General features: G+C 73.6%; 13 protein-coding genes. 8 read left to right on the forward strand and 5 right to left on the reverse strand.

Annotated elements, in window-relative coordinates; translation table 11 throughout:
• Positions 1–16: 16 nt before the first annotated feature.
• From C1701_RS19305 to C1701_RS19320, 4 genes are all read right to left on the reverse strand, one after another.
• The gene (locus tag C1701_RS19305; RefSeq protein WP_103056395.1) at positions 17–1,519 is read right to left on the reverse strand and encodes a tetratricopeptide repeat protein; all 1,503 of its coding nucleotides are present in this window, start codon (positions 1,517–1,519) and stop codon (positions 17–19) included.
• Complete coding sequence (locus tag C1701_RS19310; RefSeq protein WP_103056396.1) at positions 1,516–2,928, reverse strand: AAA family ATPase; 1,413 nt, start codon at positions 2,926–2,928, stop codon at positions 1,516–1,518. Before C1701_RS19310 ends, C1701_RS19305 begins: the two co-directional genes overlap by 4 nt.
• Positions 2,929–3,198: 270 nt before the next feature.
• Positions 3,199–3,963, reverse strand: coding sequence for a rhamnogalacturonan acetylesterase (locus C1701_RS19315; RefSeq protein WP_103056397.1), 765 nt, complete (start codon positions 3,961–3,963; stop codon positions 3,199–3,201).
• A 184-nt stretch (positions 3,964–4,147) separates the two neighbouring features.
• Positions 4,148–5,323: a hypothetical protein gene (locus C1701_RS19320; RefSeq protein ID WP_103056398.1), complete on the reverse strand. Its 1,176-nt coding sequence runs from the start codon at positions 5,321–5,323 to the stop codon at positions 4,148–4,150.
• Between the two features lie 450 nt (positions 5,324–5,773).
• On the opposite strand from C1701_RS19320, the gene C1701_RS19325 reads away from it, so the two are divergent.
• A complete protein-coding gene (locus tag C1701_RS19325; RefSeq protein ID WP_103056399.1) occupies positions 5,774–6,247 on the forward strand; it encodes an NUDIX hydrolase in 474 nt (157 codons plus the stop codon).
• Between the two features lie 169 nt (positions 6,248–6,416).
• The gene (locus tag C1701_RS19330; RefSeq protein WP_245588898.1) at positions 6,417–7,367 is read left to right on the forward strand and encodes a phosphatase domain-containing protein; all 951 of its coding nucleotides are present in this window, start codon (positions 6,417–6,419) and stop codon (positions 7,365–7,367) included.
• 34 nt (positions 7,368–7,401) lie between these two features.
• On the opposite strand, the gene C1701_RS19335 is transcribed toward C1701_RS19330, so the two are convergent.
• Positions 7,402–9,081, reverse strand: a complete 1,680-nt coding sequence (locus C1701_RS19335) for a helix-turn-helix domain-containing protein (RefSeq protein ID WP_035292723.1) — start codon at positions 9,079–9,081, stop codon at positions 7,402–7,404.
• 472 nt (positions 9,082–9,553) lie between these two features.
• Here C1701_RS19335 and exaC point away from each other — a divergent pair, with 472 nt between their 5' ends.
• From exaC to C1701_RS19365, 6 genes are all read left to right on the forward strand, one after another.
• Positions 9,554–11,077, forward strand: a complete 1,524-nt coding sequence (gene exaC, locus C1701_RS19340) for an acetaldehyde dehydrogenase ExaC (protein ID WP_026419905.1) — start codon at positions 9,554–9,556, stop codon at positions 11,075–11,077.
• An 86-nt stretch (positions 11,078–11,163) separates the two neighbouring features.
• On the forward strand, positions 11,164–11,568 hold the full coding sequence (locus tag C1701_RS19345) for a DUF779 domain-containing protein (RefSeq protein ID WP_103057110.1): 405 nt from the start codon (positions 11,164–11,166) through the stop codon (positions 11,566–11,568).
• A gap of 105 nt (positions 11,569–11,673) precedes the next feature.
• Complete coding sequence (ffh, locus tag C1701_RS19350) at positions 11,674–13,263, forward strand: signal recognition particle protein (protein ID WP_026419907.1); 1,590 nt, start codon at positions 11,674–11,676, stop codon at positions 13,261–13,263.
• 4 nt (positions 13,264–13,267) lie between these two features.
• A complete protein-coding gene (locus C1701_RS19355; RefSeq protein ID WP_337661829.1) occupies positions 13,268–14,359 on the forward strand; it encodes an amidohydrolase family protein in 1,092 nt (363 codons plus the stop codon).
• A gap of 408 nt (positions 14,360–14,767) precedes the next feature.
• On the forward strand, positions 14,768–15,547 hold the full coding sequence (locus C1701_RS19360) for a CPBP family intramembrane glutamic endopeptidase (RefSeq protein ID WP_051314208.1): 780 nt from the start codon (positions 14,768–14,770) through the stop codon (positions 15,545–15,547).
• Positions 15,548–15,684: 137 nt separating this feature from the next.
• A complete protein-coding gene (locus C1701_RS19365) occupies positions 15,685–16,593 on the forward strand; it encodes a CPBP family glutamic-type intramembrane protease (RefSeq protein ID WP_026419910.1) in 909 nt (302 codons plus the stop codon).
• Positions 16,594–16,603: the final 10 nt, after the last annotated feature.

Below are 16,603 nucleotides of genomic sequence, written 5' to 3' on the forward strand. Positions count from 1 at the left end.
TGGGCCGCGCGGCGCCTCAGCGCTGGCGGCGGCCGGACAGGCGCTGGAGGGTGACGATGACCCCGGCGAGGAACAGCCGTAGGACCCGGCAGTAGGTGACGACGATGAGCAGGCCCAGGCCCACGAACATCAGCGCCGGGTCCAGCGCCGGGTAGGCGAGGGACGCCAGCACCCAGAGCGGTCCGGTCAGCGCCCCGCACAGCAGGGTGACGGCCACCAGCACGTGGCCCAGGTAGGAGCGCCGGTCGGCTCCGGCCCGGGCGGCCAGGTGGGCCCGGACCACGCGGGGGTGGCGAGCGCGGACCACGGCCAGCAGCGGCACCACCGACAGCGCGACGCCCAGCGGCGGGTACCACCATGCTTCGGACTGTTCGCCCAGCGCGGTCAGCAACACCAGCGGGGGGAGCGCGAGCAGCGTCGTCAGCCACGACTGGCGCCACAACCGGACGGGTTGGGCGTCGTAGATCCGTTCGTCGCGTTGCCGGCGGATGGCCAGGACCGCCACGGCGGTCGATCCGAGGGCGATCGCCAGGATGACCCGGAGCAGGGGGGTGACGTCCCCGCCCTGGATCAGCGAGCCGATCCACCACCCCGTGAGCAGCAGCGTGTTCAGGCAGGTCACTCCGACGAGACCGGCCAGCACCCGGCGGGTGCGCAGCAGGATGCGCAGGTATCCGCCGAGGCCCCGCTGGTAGCGCTGGTGCTCGCTCCACAGGTGCAGGCCGAGCAGGGCTGGTAGCGGGGTGGCGCCCAACGCCACCCACCGGCCGGCGTGGTCGGGGAGCAGCAGCGCGAGGACGAGCAGCAGGAGGGTCGCGGCGGCGGTCACCATCGGCGCCAGCCGGGCGGTGAGCCAGCCCAGCCGCGCCAGTTCGGCCTCCGTGGCCCGCTGCCCCGGCGCCACGGTCAGCAGCGCCCGGAAGGTGGCCATCGCCTGGCCGACCCGCGCCCGGTCGGACTGCACCTGGCCGAGCAGGAACAGGGCCTGGTCGTTGTGCGGGTCGATCGCCAGCGCCGCCCGCAGCGCCTCCTCGGCCTGGTCACGTCGGCGGTTGAGGAGGGCGAGCCGGGCGAGCAGCAGGTGCGGTCCGGCCTCGGTGGGGCCGAGCCGGACGCACTCCTCGGCGGCGGCCACGGCCTCGGGGAGCCGTTTCCGCTGCAGGGCCAGCACCTCGGCGAGCCGCGAGTGGGTCTGCCAGACGTGGGGGTTGTGGCGGACGGCCTCCCGGGCGGCGACCTCGGCGTCGGCGAGGCGGCCGAGGCCGACGAGGGCCCCGCTGCGGAGCCGGTGCCCCCAGTCGTCCTCGGGGTCGCCGCGGACGGCGTTGTCCGCGGCGACGAGGGCGCGCTGGAACTCGCCGTTGCCGACCAGCGCCTTCGCCAACTGCCCCCAGAGGACACCGTCGGAGGGCCATGCGGCGAGCCCGGCCTCCAGCACGGTGATCGCCTCGGAGGTGCGGCCCAGGTCCAGCAGCGCCTCGGAGTGGGTGAACAGCGTGGTGGGGTCGGCGGCCGTCATGCCATCTTTCTCTGCTTGAGGTAGGCCAGCAGGTCGTCGTACTCGCCGTTGGCGTTGGCGAACAGCGCGACGTTGCGGGCCGACTCCAGCCAGGGGCCGATGGACGGCTTGACCTGGCGCAGCGCCACCTTCATGTCCTTCATCGTGATGGGCCGCGCCCGGCCGAGGCGCATCGAGTCGGCCAGGGCGAGTTCGGCGGCGGACTCGACCAGGTGGCCGAGGTCGGCGCCGGAGAAGTCCTCGGTGCGCTTGACCAGCAGGTCGAGGTCGAGGCCGTCGACGGGACGGTCCCGCAGCTTGCCCTGGAGGATCGCGGCCCTGGCCGGGCCGTCCGGCGGCAGCACGAGGACGGTGCGGTCCAACCGGCCGGGGCGGCGCAACGCGGGGTCCACGTCCCACGGGTGGTTGGTCGCGGCGAGGATGAACACGCCCGTGTTGTCCTCGGTCGCGGAGTCCATCTCGGTGAGGATCTGGTTGACGGCTGATCGCAGTCCGCTCCAGCCGGAACCGATGCCGGACCGGCGGTGGCCGATGGCGTCGACCTCGTCGAAGAACAGCAGGCAGGGGCTGTTGCGGCGGGCCGCCCTGAAGATCTGTTCGATGTTGCGTTCGGTCTCGCCGAGGCGGGATCCGAGGATGTCGGCGAGGCTGACGGTGCTGAAGCTGGCGCCGAGTTCACCGGCGACCGCCCGGGCGATGAAGGTCTTGCCGCAGCCGGGGGGCCCGTAGAGCATCAGGCCGCCGCGCAGGCTCTTGCCGAAGGCCCTGGCCAGTTCGGGGTTGCGCATCGGCCCGAGGAAGGCCATGTCCAAGCGTGCCTTGACCTGCTCCAGGCCTCCGACGTCGGCCAGGGTGATCTGGCTGGTCTCCAGGTCGAGCGCCGGTTCCGGGGGTTCCTCGTCGTCGCCGACGACGTGGAGGCGGGGCGGGCTGGTGGGTGCGGGCCGTTCGGTCGCCGAGTCGAACCTGGTCGTCGTGGGGCGCAGGGGTACGACGGGCCGCTCGCCGGACGGCTCGGCTCCGCCGGGGCCGCCCCGCGTGGCGTCCTGACCGCTGGCCGGCGAGGTGGGGGTCGCCCCGGGCGGGGGAGGGGGCGCGGTCGGTGGCGGGGCGACGGCTGGTGTCGCGTCGGGCGGTGGCGTCACGGGCGGGGCGGCCGGCGGGGTGGCCGGGGGCGGCGGTGTCGGGGCGGCCGCGGCGCCGGTGAGCGCGGCGGACGCTCGTCCCAACAGGCTGAGCGCCTGCGCGTTGCCGGGATCGGTCTGCAGCACCACGGTGCAGTGGCTGAGCGCGCCCGTGGCGTCGTTCCTGTCCAGCAGGATCTCGGCCACGTGCAGCCGCAGCGGGACGTCCTGGGGGGCGGCGGAGACCGCGGCGAGAAGACTCGTCAACAGCGGGTCATCGGACACTCGCGAGATCGTACGCCGAACGGGTGTGATGGCTGTGGTGTGTTGACGAATACTCACCCTTCGTCATGGGATCAGGTGTGGATGGCTCGATGTGGGCACGCGCGCGACCAGCCGGTCTCCTGGCCGGCGCTCGGGGCCCGAGGACGTCAGGCTTCCACGGCTCCGGCCGCTGAACCCGCACGGGGTCGTGCCGCCGTCCGGCCTGCCGCCGCCCAACCCCAGCACCGTTCCGCCGACACCAGGACGGTCGAGATGCGACACCGGGGACCGTCAGCCCGCCCCGAGCGCGGCCGCCGGTCGCACCTCGGGCCACCCGACTTCCCCGGCCTCCACCTCCCGGTCCAGACCCCGGACGTCCTCCTCGGACAGCACCCCCAGCCGGCGCAGGGCGGAGACCAGCATCCGCGCGACGACCACCGCCCCCGACCCGGTGAAGTGCGTGTCGTCACGGACGCCCTCCGGGTGGTTCGGGCTCTCGCCGGGCGCCAACCAGAGGAACACCTCCCGCGCGGTGCGCTCGGGGCCCAGCCGGTCCCAGCGGGCCCGGCTGATCCGGGCCAGGTCCACCGCGCTGGCCCCCGTGGCGGCCGCGACCTCCATCATCGCCGCCGGGTAGGGCCCGTGCGAGGTCCCGGCCCGGCCCCGCTCGTCGAACACCCGCCGCTCCACGGAGGTCACCAGCACGGGCCGGGCTCCCCGCCGCTGGGCGCCGTCGACCAACAGGCGCAGGTTGTGCCGGTAATCGGTGTCCGCCGGGGCGTACCGCGCCGGGTCGAACGCCTTGTGGTCGTTGTGACCGAAGGAGACCAGCAGCAGGTCCGAGGGGCGGAGCAGGTCCAGGGCTGCCGCGCCGCGTCCACTGTCGAGGAAGCTCTTGGTGCTGGCCCCGGGCCAGGCGGTGTTGCGCACCGTCAGGTGCGGTCGGAGGAAGGAGGGCAGGGCCTGCCCCCAACCCGCCTGCGGGGCCTCGTCGGCGGCGTAGGTGGCGGCCGTCGAGTCCCCGACGACGACGAGGGACCGTGGCTGTCCGGTCATGCGACCTCCCGAGGACACGGTGGCGGCGAGGGGTGCCGATCATCCTCTTTGTACTGACACCCCCTGACCGCCGGCGCCGGTTCGTGGGACTCGTGGCCCGTGACGGCCACCCGCCGGACCGCGCGCACCGCCGGCCCTGCCCGCCGCTGGGCCCCTTCGTGTCCCGCCCTCGGGGACGGCGGTCTCAGTCGGCCAGCAGCGGCCACACCGCGCCGCTGAGCCGGGAGGCGCGGCCGCACAGCTCGTCGAACCCGGACCCGCCGTAGACGCCCAGGGTCAGGGCCTCGCGGTGCGGGCCGGGGACGGTGGCGTGCGCGGGGTGGAACTCGCCGCCCTCCGCGCCGAGGACACATCCTCGGTAGCCGGGGCGGATCGTGACCCGCTGCTCCCGGGTGGGGCGCCCGTGCAGGGTCCTGGTGGCTCCTCGCAGGGCGTGGTTGCTGGTCAGGGACAGGGCGACGGCGGGTTCGCCGGCGGTGAGGTCGTCGGCTCCCCACACGCAGCCCCGGCCCATCGGGTCGACGTCGTGCCACTCACCCGAGGTGCGGGCGACGGCGCGGACCCGGTCGACCGGCAGCAGGCCGCACATCCGGCGGGCGATCAGGCTGTCCGACCCCACCGGCAGGTGTCGTGCCGTGCCGTCGGCCACCCGGTCGACCGCGGCGTTGAGCAGGACGTGGGTGAGGCGGCAGGTGTCGTCGCGGTCGGAGGACACGGGAACACCGTCCGAGGGCAGGGTCGTCACCCGGACGACGAGCCCGTCGGGGAACACCCCCTCCCGCAGGCACATGCCGGTCGCCGCGCTCCAGTACTCGACCACCGAGGCCGAGCCGCGGGCCCCGACCGCGAGCAGTGCCGCACCGGTCGGGTCGGCGTCGTGGTCGACCTGGACCTGGGCGGTCACCTCCTCGTCCGCTGGCAGGGTCACCGTCAGCAGGCAGTGCGTCAGCCGGGGTTCGACGGTCACCAGCTCGGGCTGCTGGAAGTCGAGGTCCTCGACGGCGACCAGACCGCACGGGTCCAGGGTGGACAAGCTGCCCAGCCCCCGCGTGGTGGCGTCCCGGGGCACGGGGACCTCGTCGGCGTGGGGGCCGGCGTCGTCCTCGGTGCGGGTGGTGGAGGAGTCGGAGGAGGTGGTGGGCGCGGCGGAGGGAGCCGGCGACTCCTCGGGATCCGTCAGGGGTTCGGCGGAGGGAGTGGTCGCCGGAGGTGTCGCGGACGGGGTCGGAGCGGCCTCGCCGACACCCGCGTCCGAAGCCGGGGGGCCGGCGGTGGAACATCCCGTGAGGACGACCGCGACCACCGCCAGGCCCGCCGCCGCGCGCCGGTGCCGGTCGAGGAGCGTGAACCAGCGGGACATCGGTTTTCCTGTGTCCGGTCGGGGCACCGGCCTGGTCGGCGGGGCACGCGAAGACGGTACGACACCATTCGAGCCAGTGGGCGGGTGTCGGGGTACCGCCGCCCGCCCGCTCGGACGTCAGCCGTTCGGCGGCTGCCGCTGCGGCGGCCGGCGGTGTCTACTGGACTGGGGTGGTGCGCGTGCACCCGGATCCCGGGGTGCCGTGCGCCGGCCGCCGGGCATCCCGTCGTGGCCCGAGCGCGCCAAGAACGGCCCGGAGCGTGTCCGAAGCGGACCCGGCGGTTCCCCGTCCCCGTCCCCGGAGTGCGTGTCTGTGAGCACTTCTTCGGGCTCCACCGCGCGGAACTGAAGTGGCCCCAGGCGTAAGAATTTGCTCCAGCTCCACCCTGCGCTCATGGCGTCTCATCGATCTTGGACGTCGGGATAGGGTCCGGTGGGAGGTGCGGGGGAATGAGTTTCCGGCTGGCGGCGTACGCCGTGTGCATCGAGGGCGGGCGGGTGCTGCTCGCCCGTCACGTGCCGCCGAAGGGCGAGAGCAACTGGACCCTTCCGGGTGGCAGGGTTGAGCACGCGGAGGATCCGTTCGACGCGGTGATCCGGGAGGTCGCAGAGGAGACCGGCTGCGATGCGGTGGTCGAACGGCTGCTGGGCGTGGACTCCCGGGTGATCCCCGCGGCCGAACGTGCCATCCCCGGTGGACCGGAGCATCACAACGTCGGCGTCTTTTACCAGGTCCGTATCACCGGCGGCGAGCTGCGGCCGGAGCCGAACGGCGAAATCGCTGAGTCGGTCTGGACTCCGATCCCCGATGTCACTCGCCTGCGCCGGTCATCGCTGGTCGATGTCGGCCTCGCCCTGGCTCAGACGCTTCCGGCGACTGGCCACGTCGCTGCCGTCCCGGTCGGCGGCCTGATCCAGCACTGAGGCGCGATCAACATCCGAACTGGCTGCTCCGCGGGCGGTGCCATCGCCAGTGGATCGGCAGGCAGGTCCGCGACGTGCCCTCTTCGGACTGAATGCACTGGTCCGTCCACCCGACCGCTGCCGAGGAGGCTCTCCCCCCCCCACCGCCGAGCGGTCTACCGTGGCTCCGATGCGCCGTGGCCAGACAGGAGGGTTCGACGAGGTGACCGCGCTGATCGCCACCCGTGGCCTCCCCGGGTCGGGAAAGACCACCTGGGCGAAGCGGTACGTCGCGAAGTCCGGTGATCGAGCCGTGCGAGTCAACCGGGACGACCTGCGCGTGATGCTGCACGGCGCCGCGTCGCACCGGGGTGCGACCGAGCGGCAGGTGACCGCCGCGCAGCACGCGCTGATCCGCGCCCAGCTCGACCTCGGGGTGACCGTCGTCGTCGACGACACCAACCTCCGCGCCCGCTACCTGCGGGAACTGCGGGACCTCGCCCGGCGGTCGGGCGCCGACTTCGAGGTGCGGGACTTCACCTCGGTGCCCTTGGAGGACTGCGTGGCGCGGGACGCCGCCCGGGAGGAACCGGTCGGGGAAGGGGTGATCCGCGATCTGTGGCGGCGCTACCTCGCCGGCCGCGAGCTGCCGTTGCCGGTGCCCCCGGCGTCCGAACCGGAGCGCGGGCAGGAGACGACCGGCAGGCCCTACCACCCCCGCCGCGACCTGCCCGCCGCCGTGATGTGCGACCTCGACGGCACGGTGGCCCTGGTGGGCGACCGTTCCCCCTACGACGAGTCACGGGTGGAGTCCGACCAGCCCAACCCGGCCGTCATCGCCGCCCTGCGGGGCATGCACGCCACCGGGCACCGCGTCCTGTTCTGCTCCGGGCGGACCAGCGGGAGCCGGGGGGCCACCGAACGGTGGCTGGCCCGGCACGTGGACGTGCCCCACGACCTGCTGCTGATGCGGGAACCCGGTGACCGGCGGAAGGACGCCGTGGTGAAGCTGGAGATGTTCGACCGGGAGATCAGGGACCACTACCGGGTCGTCTTCGTGCTCGACGACCGCGACCAGGTGGTGCGGCTGTGGCGCGGCCTCGGCCTGACCGTCATGCAGGTGGCTGAGGGCGACTTCTGAGGGGCATCCGCCGGCCCCGCCCCCATCTCGGCGGTCACCCGGTGCGCAGCGTGGCCTCGGCCAGCGCGCGCCGTGGGTCCTGGGCGGGCAGCACCTCCACGAGGCGTTCCAGCACGGTCGAGTCGGGCACGGCGCACCGTCGGTGGAACCGCAGCAGCACCGCCGGGTCGCCGTCCCGCAGCACCCCCGCCCGCACCGAGGCGTGCAGCACCTCCCGCTCCGCCCGCACCAGGGGTGCCTCCGAGGCGACCAGCAGTTCACCGGTGTAGGCGGCGACGGCGTCGCCGGTCCGGCCGTCGTCGAGCGCGGACCGCACCGCCTCGACGTCCGAGCGGACCGCCGGGGACAACCGGTAGGGACGGGCGGTGAGCACCTGCGGGGTCAGCCGCCGTCGAAGCCGGTGCAGTTCGGCCCGGACCGTCACCGGGCTGCCGTGCTCGCCATGCACGTGCAGCGCCAGTTCGCTGGCGGTCAGGCCGCCCCGGTGCAGGATGAGGGCGAGCAGCAGCTCGCAGTGCCGGACCGAGAGCCGGACCTCCCGGCCGTCGACCACCGCCGAGGGTGTCGTGCCGAGCAGCCGCAGCAGGGAGACCCCGCGCGGTGGGGAGGCGGACCCGCCAGGGCCGGGGGGACCCGGCGGCAGCGGGCTGGTGGCCGGCACCGCGGGTTCCTCCTCCGCCCCCCCGCCGACGGCCAGGCTCCGGTCGCGGCCGGCGGGACGGGCCGGCCGTGCGCCCCGGGCCGGCCTCGCGGAGCGACCGCGCTGGTGGGGGCGCGTGCTCAGCCGGAGCAGGTGGCAGCCGTCGTCCAGCGGTTCCCACGACGCCGCCCCCGGCCCGAGGCCCGGTACGGTGCCGTCGTCGATCCGCCAGCCACACCGCCGCCCGGCGCCGTCCACCACCGGGACCACCCTGGCCGGTACCCAGCCCGGCAGCCCGTCACCCACCACCCGGCCGGTCGGGGTGACCACCGCCCGCAACTCGCCGGGGCGGCGGCGCAACACCGAACCGTGGCGGTGCCGGAGCCAGGAGTCCCGCTCGCGCATCCGCTCCGCCAGCCGTGCCTGGGCCAGTTCCACGGCGGCCCTGACGAGCGCGGCCGTCGCCGGGTGCGCGGAGGACAGCGGCCCCGTGACATCGACGCTCCCGACGATCGCGCCGCTGTCCGGGTCGCGGACCGGGCTCGCCGCGCAGGTCCACGGGTGGTAGGTGCGCACCAGGTGTTCGGCGGAGTGGATGCGCACCGCGCGCCGGACGGCCAGCGCGGTGCCCATCGCGTTGGTGCCCATCGCGTCCTCGCTCCAGCAGGTGCCCTCCCGCAGTCCGACCCGGTCCGCGCGGTGGCACAGGTCCCGATGCCCCTCCCGCCAGAGGATGTGGCCCTCCGCGTCGGTGACGATCATCAGGTGCACGGCCTCGTCGGCGATCCCGACCAGCAGCTCCCGCAGTTCCGGGAGCACCGCGGCCAGCGGGTGGGCGGATCGGCGCGCGGCCAGCTCAGCCCGGTCGAACCCGATCTCGGGAACAGGGGAGTCGGGGCGCACCTCGGCGGCCAGCGACCGCTGCCAGGACTCCCAGACCAGCGGGCGTGGCCGGCGTGCGAGGTCCCCGCCCAACACGGCCTCATGGGTGGCGCGCAGCTGGTGCTCGGACCGTTCCTCGGCGGGGGCGGCGACCGGCCGCCACGGCGCGGACCGTGGGAACTCCGCTGCCATCTGACCTCCGGGGGCGACGTGCTCGGGGGAGGAGACGCGCGACCCGCACCGCGCCAACCCCGGCGCGCCCGCACCGGAATCCTCGGTCCCCTGGGCCGCGCACCACAATCGGCTTCACCTGTTCGGGGGATGTGGTCGGCGCGCGGGGCGCGGGCCCCAGCTCACCGCGAGCCCACCGCGCGCCACCCCTGCACCGCGCGGGCCCGGCCCGTCGAGCGCGCTGACCAGGCAGGACGGCGCACCCACGCCCGGCCTGGACGAACCCGGCCGTCCACCTCGGCGAACCGACCAGCCCCTGTCGCCGGGGCCCGCCGCCGAGCCGGCGCAACGTCGACGCAACCCCGCCCGGCCTACGGTGCACGCCCGAACCCGGCCGGCGCCCACCGCCGCACCACGGGCGCTCCCCGAGGTGCCTCGCCCGGCGCCGCGCCCCGGGAGTCGTGGGACACCACCGCACCAACGGAGGTAGGTCATGACCCAGTACGCGGCACCGGGAAGCCCCGGCGCCATCGTCGAGTACCGCTCCCGTTACGACCACTTCATCGGGGGCGAGTACGTCCCGCCCGCCGGCGGCGAGTACTTCGAGAACCCCACGCCGGTCACCGGCCAGGTGTTCACCGAGATCGCCAGGGGCACCGCGGCTGACGTCGAACGTGCCCTCGACGCCGCGTGGGCCGCCGCGCCCGCCTGGGGGAGGACCTCCGTGGCGGAACGCTCCGGGGTCCTGCTGGCGATCGCCGACCGGATCGAGCGGAACCTGGAACGGCTGGCCGTCGCCGAGAGCTGGGAGAACGGCAAACCCGTCCGGGAGACCCTCGCCGCGGACCTCCCGTTGGCCGTCGACCACTTCCGCTACTTCGCCGGCGCGCTGCGCGCCCAGGAGGGCGGTATCTCCCAGCTCGACGAGGACACCGTCGCCTACCACTTCCACGAACCGCTCGGCGTCGTCGGTCAGATCATCCCGTGGAACTTCCCCCTGTTGATGGCCACCTGGAAGGTGGCGCCCGCGCTGGCGGCGGGCAACGCGGTGGTGCTCAAACCCGCCGAGCAGACCCCGGCCTCGATCCACCTGCTCGTGGAACTCATCGCGGACCTGGTGCCACCCGGGGTGCTCAACGTGGTCAACGGGTTCGGGGTGGAGGCGGGCAAGCCGTTGGCCTCCAACAGCCGCATCCGCAAGATCGCCTTCACCGGGGAGACCACCACCGGCCGGCTCATCCTCCAGTACGCGAGCGAGAACATCATCCCCGCCACCGTGGAACTGGGAGGGAAGAGCCCGAACATCTTCTTCGCCGACGTCGCGGCGGCCAGGGACTCCTACTACGACAAGGCGTTGGAGGGCTTCACCATGTTCGCCCTCAACCAGGGCGAGGTGTGCACGTGCCCGTCACGTGCCCTGGTCCAGGAGGACATCTACGAGGAGTTCGTGGCCGACGGGCTGGCCAGGGCCCGGGGTCTGCGGCAGGGGCACCCGCTGGACACCACGACCCAGGTCGGGGCCCAGGCCAGCAACGACCAGCTGGAGAAGATCCTCTCCTACGTCGACATCGGCCGGCAGGAGGGCGCGGAGGTCCTCCTGGGCGGCGACCGCGTCGACCTCGGCGGCGAACTCTCCGGCGGCTACTACGTCCAGCCCACGGTGTTCGCCGGGCACAACCGGCAGCGCATCTTCCAGGAGGAGATCTTCGGTCCCGTCCTGTCGGTCACCCGGTTCGCCGACTACCAGGAGGCGATCTCGGTGGCCAACGACACCCTCTACGGGCTGGGAGCGGGTGTCTGGGCGCGCAACGGGACCACCGCCTACCGGGCGGGTCGGGACATCCAGGCCGGCCGGGTGTGGGTCAACAACTACCACGCCTACCCCGCCCACGCCGCGTTCGGCGGTTACAAGCAGTCCGGGATCGGACGCGAGACCCACAAGGTCCAGCTGGAGCACTACCAGCAGACCAAGAACCTGCTGGTCAGCTACGGTGAACATCCGCAGGGGCTGTTCTGATGGTGGAGCCGGACCCCGCTTGCGAGCGGGACGCCGCCCCGGAGCGGGACGGCGTTCCCGGGGCGGACCGGGCCCCAGCGTCGCGGGTGGCGGCCACGCCCGCCGCCGCCGACCTGCTCGCCCGGCTCCGCACCCGGCACGGGCCGCTGATGTTCCACCAGTCCGGCGGCTGCTGCGACGGGAGCTCGCCCATGTGCTACCCCGACGGCGAGTTCCGGTTGGGCGCCTCCGACCGCCACCTCGGTGACCTCGACATCCCCGGAGTGGCCGAACCGGTACCGGTGTGGATGTCCGGCGCCCAGTTCGAGTACTGGCGGCACACCCACCTCACCATCGACGTCGTCGCCGGGCGGGGCAGCGGGTTCTCCCTGGAAGCCCCCGACGGAGTGCGCTTCCTGCTCCGGTCCCGGCTGCTGAGCGACGCCGAGCTCCACGAACTGGAACTCCGGGAACGGGAGGAGGGGGAGGGGCCGACACCACCCCACCCGTGACGCGCCTCGTCAGGAGCGGGTAGCCGCGCCCACCCCGGGCGCGGCTACCCTCGCACGTGCAAGGCCACACCGTTGGCCCCCGACGAGTCCTGGAGACGCCACCCCGTGTTCGACACACTCTCCGATCGGCTCACCTCGGTCCTGAAGAACCTTCGAGGCAAGGGCCGGTTGTCCGACGCCGACATCGACGCCACCTGCCGCGAGATCAGGATCGCGCTGCTCGAGGCGGACGTCGCGCTCCCGGTCGTCCGGACCTTCATCGCCAAGGTGAAGGAGCGCGCGAAGGGCGCGGAGGTCTCCCAGGCGCTCAACCCCGCCCAGCAGGTCATCAAGATCGTCAACGAGGAACTCGTCGGCATCCTGGGCGGTGAGACGCGCCGGATCCACCTCGCGAAGAACCCGCCCACCGTCATCCTGCTCGCCGGCCTCCAGGGTGCGGGCAAGACGACGCTGGCCGGCAAGCTCGCCAAGTGGCTCCGAGGCCAGGGGCACACCCCACTGCTGGTGGCCTGCGACCTCCAACGCCCCAACGCCGTCACCCAGCTCCAGGTCGTCGGGGAACGGGCCGGCGTCACCGTGTTCGCCCCCGAGCCGGGCAACGGGGTCGGCGATCCCGTCGAGGTCGCCAGGCGGAGCATCACCGAGGCCCAGCGGGCCCAACACGACGTCGTCCTCGTGGACACCGCTGGCCGCCTCGGCGTGGACGAGGAGCTGATGCGGCAGGCCGCCGACATCCGGGACGCGGTGAAACCCGACGAGATCCTCTTCGTCCTCGACGCCATGATCGGCCAGGACGCGGTCACCACCGCCCAGGCGTTCCGCGACGGCGTCGGTTTCACCGGTGTGGTCCTCACCAAGCTCGACGGCGACGCCCGGGGTGGCGCGGCCCTGTCCGTCCGGGAGGTGACCGGGCAGCCGATCCTCTTCGCCTCCAACGGCGAGAAGCTGGAGGACTTCGACGTCTTCCACCCGGACCGGATGGCCAGCCGCATCCTGGGCATGGGCGACATGCTCAGCCTGATCGAGCAGGCCGAGCAGGCCTTCGACGCCGAGCAGGCCGAACAGGCCGCGCACAAGATCGGCGCCGGGGACCTCACCCTGGAGGACTTCCTCGAGCAGATGCTGGCCGTCCGCAAGATGGGCCCGCTGGCGAACCTGCTCGGCATGCTGCCCGGCGCCGGGCAGATGAAGGACCAGCTCGCGCAGTTCGACGAGAAGCAGCTGGACCGCGTCCAGGCGATCATCCGGGGCATGACGCCGGACGAGCGGGCCGACCCCAAGATCATCAACGGCTCGCGGCGCGCCAGGATCGCCAAGGGGTCCGGAGTCGCGGTCAGCGACGTCAACGACCTCGTCACCCGCTTCTTCGACGCCCGCAAGATGATGCAGCAGATGGCCGGTCGCTTCGGGATGCCCGGTGCCGGCGGGGGCAACCGCAAGGGCAAGAAGGGGAAGAAGGGCAAGAAGGGCAAGGGCCGCGGCCCCACCCCGCCCCGGATGCCCGCCGGGATGCCCGGATTCCCCGGCCTCCCGCCCGGAGGAATGCCCGGCGGTATGCCCGGCGGTCCCGGAGCCTTCGGCGGTGGCGGTCAGGTGCCGCCCGGCCTCGCCGGCATGGACCAGCTGCCCGCCGACTTCGACCCCAACCGCCTGACCTTCGGCGGAACCAAGAGCGGCAAGAAAAAGAAGAAGTGATCCAGTGGGGACCGCGCTGCACCTGAGCGGAGTGGTGCTGCCCGAGGGCGAGCACCGCGACCTGTGGATCGTCGACGGCCGGGTGAGCACCGCACCCGTGCCCGGCGCCGAGACCATCGCCAGCGGGGCCTACGTGGTCCCCGGCCTGGTCGACGCCCACTGCCACGTCGGGATCGGCCTCGGGGCCCGTCCGGCCGACCCCGACGAGGCCGTCGACCAGGCGCGCGCCGAGCGTGACGCCGGCGTCCTGCTGATCCGCGACTGCGGGGTGCCGATCGACACCGGTCACCTGCGCGGGCGGGAGGACCTCCCCCGCATCCTCCGCGCCGGCCGGCACATCGGCCGGCCCAAGCGGTACCTGCCGGGGCTGGGAGTCGACCTCGACGACCCGTCCCTGCTGCCGAAGGCCGTCGCCGAACAGGTCGAGGCCGGCGACGGCTGGGTGAAGCTGGTCGGGGACTGGATCGACCGTTCGGCCGGCGGGGCCGCCGCCGACCTGGCGCCCCTGTGGCCCGACGACGTCCTCACCGAGGCGATCGCCGTGGCCCACGACGCGGGCGCCCGGGTCACCGCCCACGTGTTCGGGGAGGACGCCCTGCCCGGGCTGCTCAACGCGGGGATCGACTGCGTCGAGCACGGCACCGGCCTGACCGACGACACGATCGACCTGATGGCCCGCCGCGGGGTCGCCCTCGTGCCCACCCTGATCAACATCGAGAACTTCCCCTCCATCGCCGACACGGCGGTGCGCTACCCGCGGTACGCGGCGCACATGCGCGACCTCCACGCCCGGGTGGACGCCACCATCGGCGCGGCCGTCGAGGCCGGGGTCCCGGTCTACGCGGGTACCGACGCCGGCGGCGGCATCGTCCACGGCCGGATCGTCGACGAGATCGAGTCGCTGCACCGGGTGGGCATGAGCCGGGAGCGGGCGCTGTCCGCCGCGTGCTGGCGGGCCCGCGAGTGGCTGGGCCACCCCAACCTGGAGGACGGGGCTCCGGCGGACCTCGTCGTGTACCGGAACGACCCTCGCCGCGATCTGACGGCGCTGCGCGACCCGGCCCGCATAGTGTTGCGGGGGCGCGTCGTGCGGTGAGCCGCCGAACCGGCTGCCCGCCACGTCGCCCGCACCAGGAGCACGCCCGCGTCGGGGCGCCGTCGAGACGTCGAAGGGAAACACGTGGAAGAGCGGGAGCCGGGGTCGGCCACACCGGACGAGCCAGCGCACCGGCCTCCGGACCGGTCCGGGGACGCGGAGCGGACGCCGCCGACCGGGCTGCCCCAGCCCGGCACCGGTGCCCCCGGCAGCCGGCCGCCCGCGCCCCCGCACTCCGCCGGGGCCTCTCCCGGCGCTCCCGTCCCACCCGGGCCGGGGACCCACCCGGGCCAGCCGGCCGGGTCCCCGCCCGCACCGAACCCGTGGCAGGGCCCACCGGCCGCCCCGCCGGGTCCCCCCGGGCCCGGCGCGTCCCCCACCGGGGGGTTCCTGTACCAGTACCAGCCGATGGGGTCGGTGCAGGACGGCCGCGATCCCGGCCTGCACGACCGCTACTGGGAGGCGCAGCTGGAGGCGGGCGCCCGGAACAGCCTCCACTGGGGATTCCTGGCGTTCTTCGTCGGCTGGGCCGCCTACTACCTGGTGGCCGGGTTGATCGGGGCCATCCTCGCCGGGCAGTTCCAGGAGTTCGACCCGCTGGCCCCGCCACCGATGGGGCCGCTGCTGCTCGTCTCGCTCATCCCCAACCTCTTCCTCGGGCTCGGCCCTGCCGTGCTGTCCTGGTGGAAGGGCCAGGGGCTGCGTCGCGACTTCGGCATCGTGCCCAAACGCCGCGACTGGAAGGTCGGGCTGCTCTCCGGGGGCATCGGCCTGGTCGCCGCCTTCGTGATGGCGATCCTGCTGATGTCGGGATCGCTGGACGAGAACGGCGAGTCCTCCGGGATCAACAGCCTCGGCCAGCTCGCCCAGGGGCAGGCGATCTGGATCCTGCTGTTCTCGCTGTTCGTCTTCATCGGCGCGCCGCTCACGGAGGAACTGCTCGTGCGCGGCGCGTTGTGGGGCGCCTTGGAGCAGTACCGGGTACCCCGGTACGCCATCCTGCTGCTCACGACCTTCGTGTTCGCGTTGATCCACGAGGAACCGGAGCGCACCCCGGTGCTGCTCGTCGGTGGGCTGGCCATCGGCATCGCGCGGATGATCACCGGCCGGGTCGCGGCCGCGATCATCGCGCACGCCACCTACAACCTGCTGCCGGCCGTCGTCTTCTACGCGCAGTTCAGCGGCTGAGGACCCGCCGGCACTACCCAGCGTGGCTGGCGTGATCACACCACGAGACCACGGCCCCGCCCTGTTCGGCGTGCCGCGATCACGACGAGTGCGGCTAATCTCGGTGGGACGGGGAAGCGGAGTGGGGAGATCACAACGTGAACCAGGTCGACGGTGGCGAGGAACCTCGCCGCGCAACTCCCGGCCCGCCCGGGCACGGGACGGCTGAGCCCGACGAGACCGTGACCGACATCCCCGGCGAGGAACGGGCGACCAGGACCGCCGGCCCGGGGGCCGAGGCCCGGCGGGACGGGGGACCGCCCACCGCCGAACCCCGGCCCGACCCCGGCGCCGACGGGGCGCCGGTCCGCACCCACCGCTGGGGACTGGGTGTGTTCTTCCTCGCCCAACTGGTGTTCCTCCTCTCCTCGGTCTTCCTGGTCGCCCCGTTGGGACCGATGGACCCGGACTCCTCCCTCCGGGAGACGGTGCTCATCGTGGGGCTGGTCCTGCCCACCCTGCTCGCGGCCGGGGTGGTGCTGGCCGCGACCCGTCTGCGGGGCAACGGCCCCCGGCGCGACCTCGGGCTCGAGTGGTCGTGGGCGGACGTCCGCACCGGCCTCAAGTACGGGGCGTTGTGCATGGGGCTGGCCTACGTGGGGGCGATGTTCTGGTCCCAGTGGGTGGGGGAGGAGAACGCGAACTCCGCGGTGGGATCGCTGGTCGAGGGGCTCCAGCTGTCCCCCGGCCTGGCGGTCCTGCTGTTCCTCCACGTCTTCCTCATCGCACCGACCTGCGAGGAACTGATCTTCCGAGGCGCGCTGTGGGGAGCCATGGAGCGGCTCAGGTGGAGCAGGTGGACCGTGTTCGTCTCCAGCACGGCGATCTTCGCGGTGGCCCACCTCGAGCCGGAGCGCACCCCGCTGCTGCTGCTCATCGGCATCCCGATCGCGCTCGCCCGCCTGTACACGGGACGACTGCTGGCCAGCATCGTCGCCCACCAGATGAACAACCTGCTCGGCGCGGTGGGGCTGCTGCTGATGGCCCTCGGGGTGATCCCCCCGTGACGCACCGCGC

It is taken from the genome of Actinoalloteichus sp. AHMU CJ021, assembly GCF_002895405.1.
Lineage (GTDB): Bacteria > Actinomycetota > Actinomycetes > Mycobacteriales > Pseudonocardiaceae > Actinoalloteichus_B > Actinoalloteichus_B caeruleus.

Excerpts from the sequence above, each read along its gene's own strand:
- C1701_RS19330 (WP_245588898.1), top strand. The coding sequence starts at position 6,417 with ATGCGCCGTGGCCAGACAGGAGGGTTCGACGAGGTGACCGCGCTGATC.
- C1701_RS19325 (WP_103056399.1), top strand. The coding sequence starts at position 5,774 with ATGAGTTTCCGGCTGGCGGCGTACGCCGTGTGCATCGAGGGCGGGCGG.
- C1701_RS19360 (WP_051314208.1), top strand. The coding sequence starts at position 14,768 with ATGGGGTCGGTGCAGGACGGCCGCGATCCCGGCCTGCACGACCGCTAC.
- C1701_RS19335 (WP_035292723.1), bottom strand. The coding sequence starts at position 9,081 with ATGGCAGCGGAGTTCCCACGGTCCGCGCCGTGGCGGCCGGTCGCCGCC.
- C1701_RS19320 (WP_103056398.1), bottom strand. The coding sequence starts at position 5,323 with ATGTCCCGCTGGTTCACGCTCCTCGACCGGCACCGGCGCGCGGCGGCG.
- C1701_RS19305 (WP_103056395.1), bottom strand. The coding sequence starts at position 1,519 with ATGACGGCCGCCGACCCCACCACGCTGTTCACCCACTCCGAGGCGCTG.
- C1701_RS19315 (WP_103056397.1), bottom strand. The coding sequence starts at position 3,963 with ATGACCGGACAGCCACGGTCCCTCGTCGTCGTCGGGGACTCGACGGCC.
- exaC (WP_026419905.1), top strand. The coding sequence starts at position 9,554 with ATGACCCAGTACGCGGCACCGGGAAGCCCCGGCGCCATCGTCGAGTAC.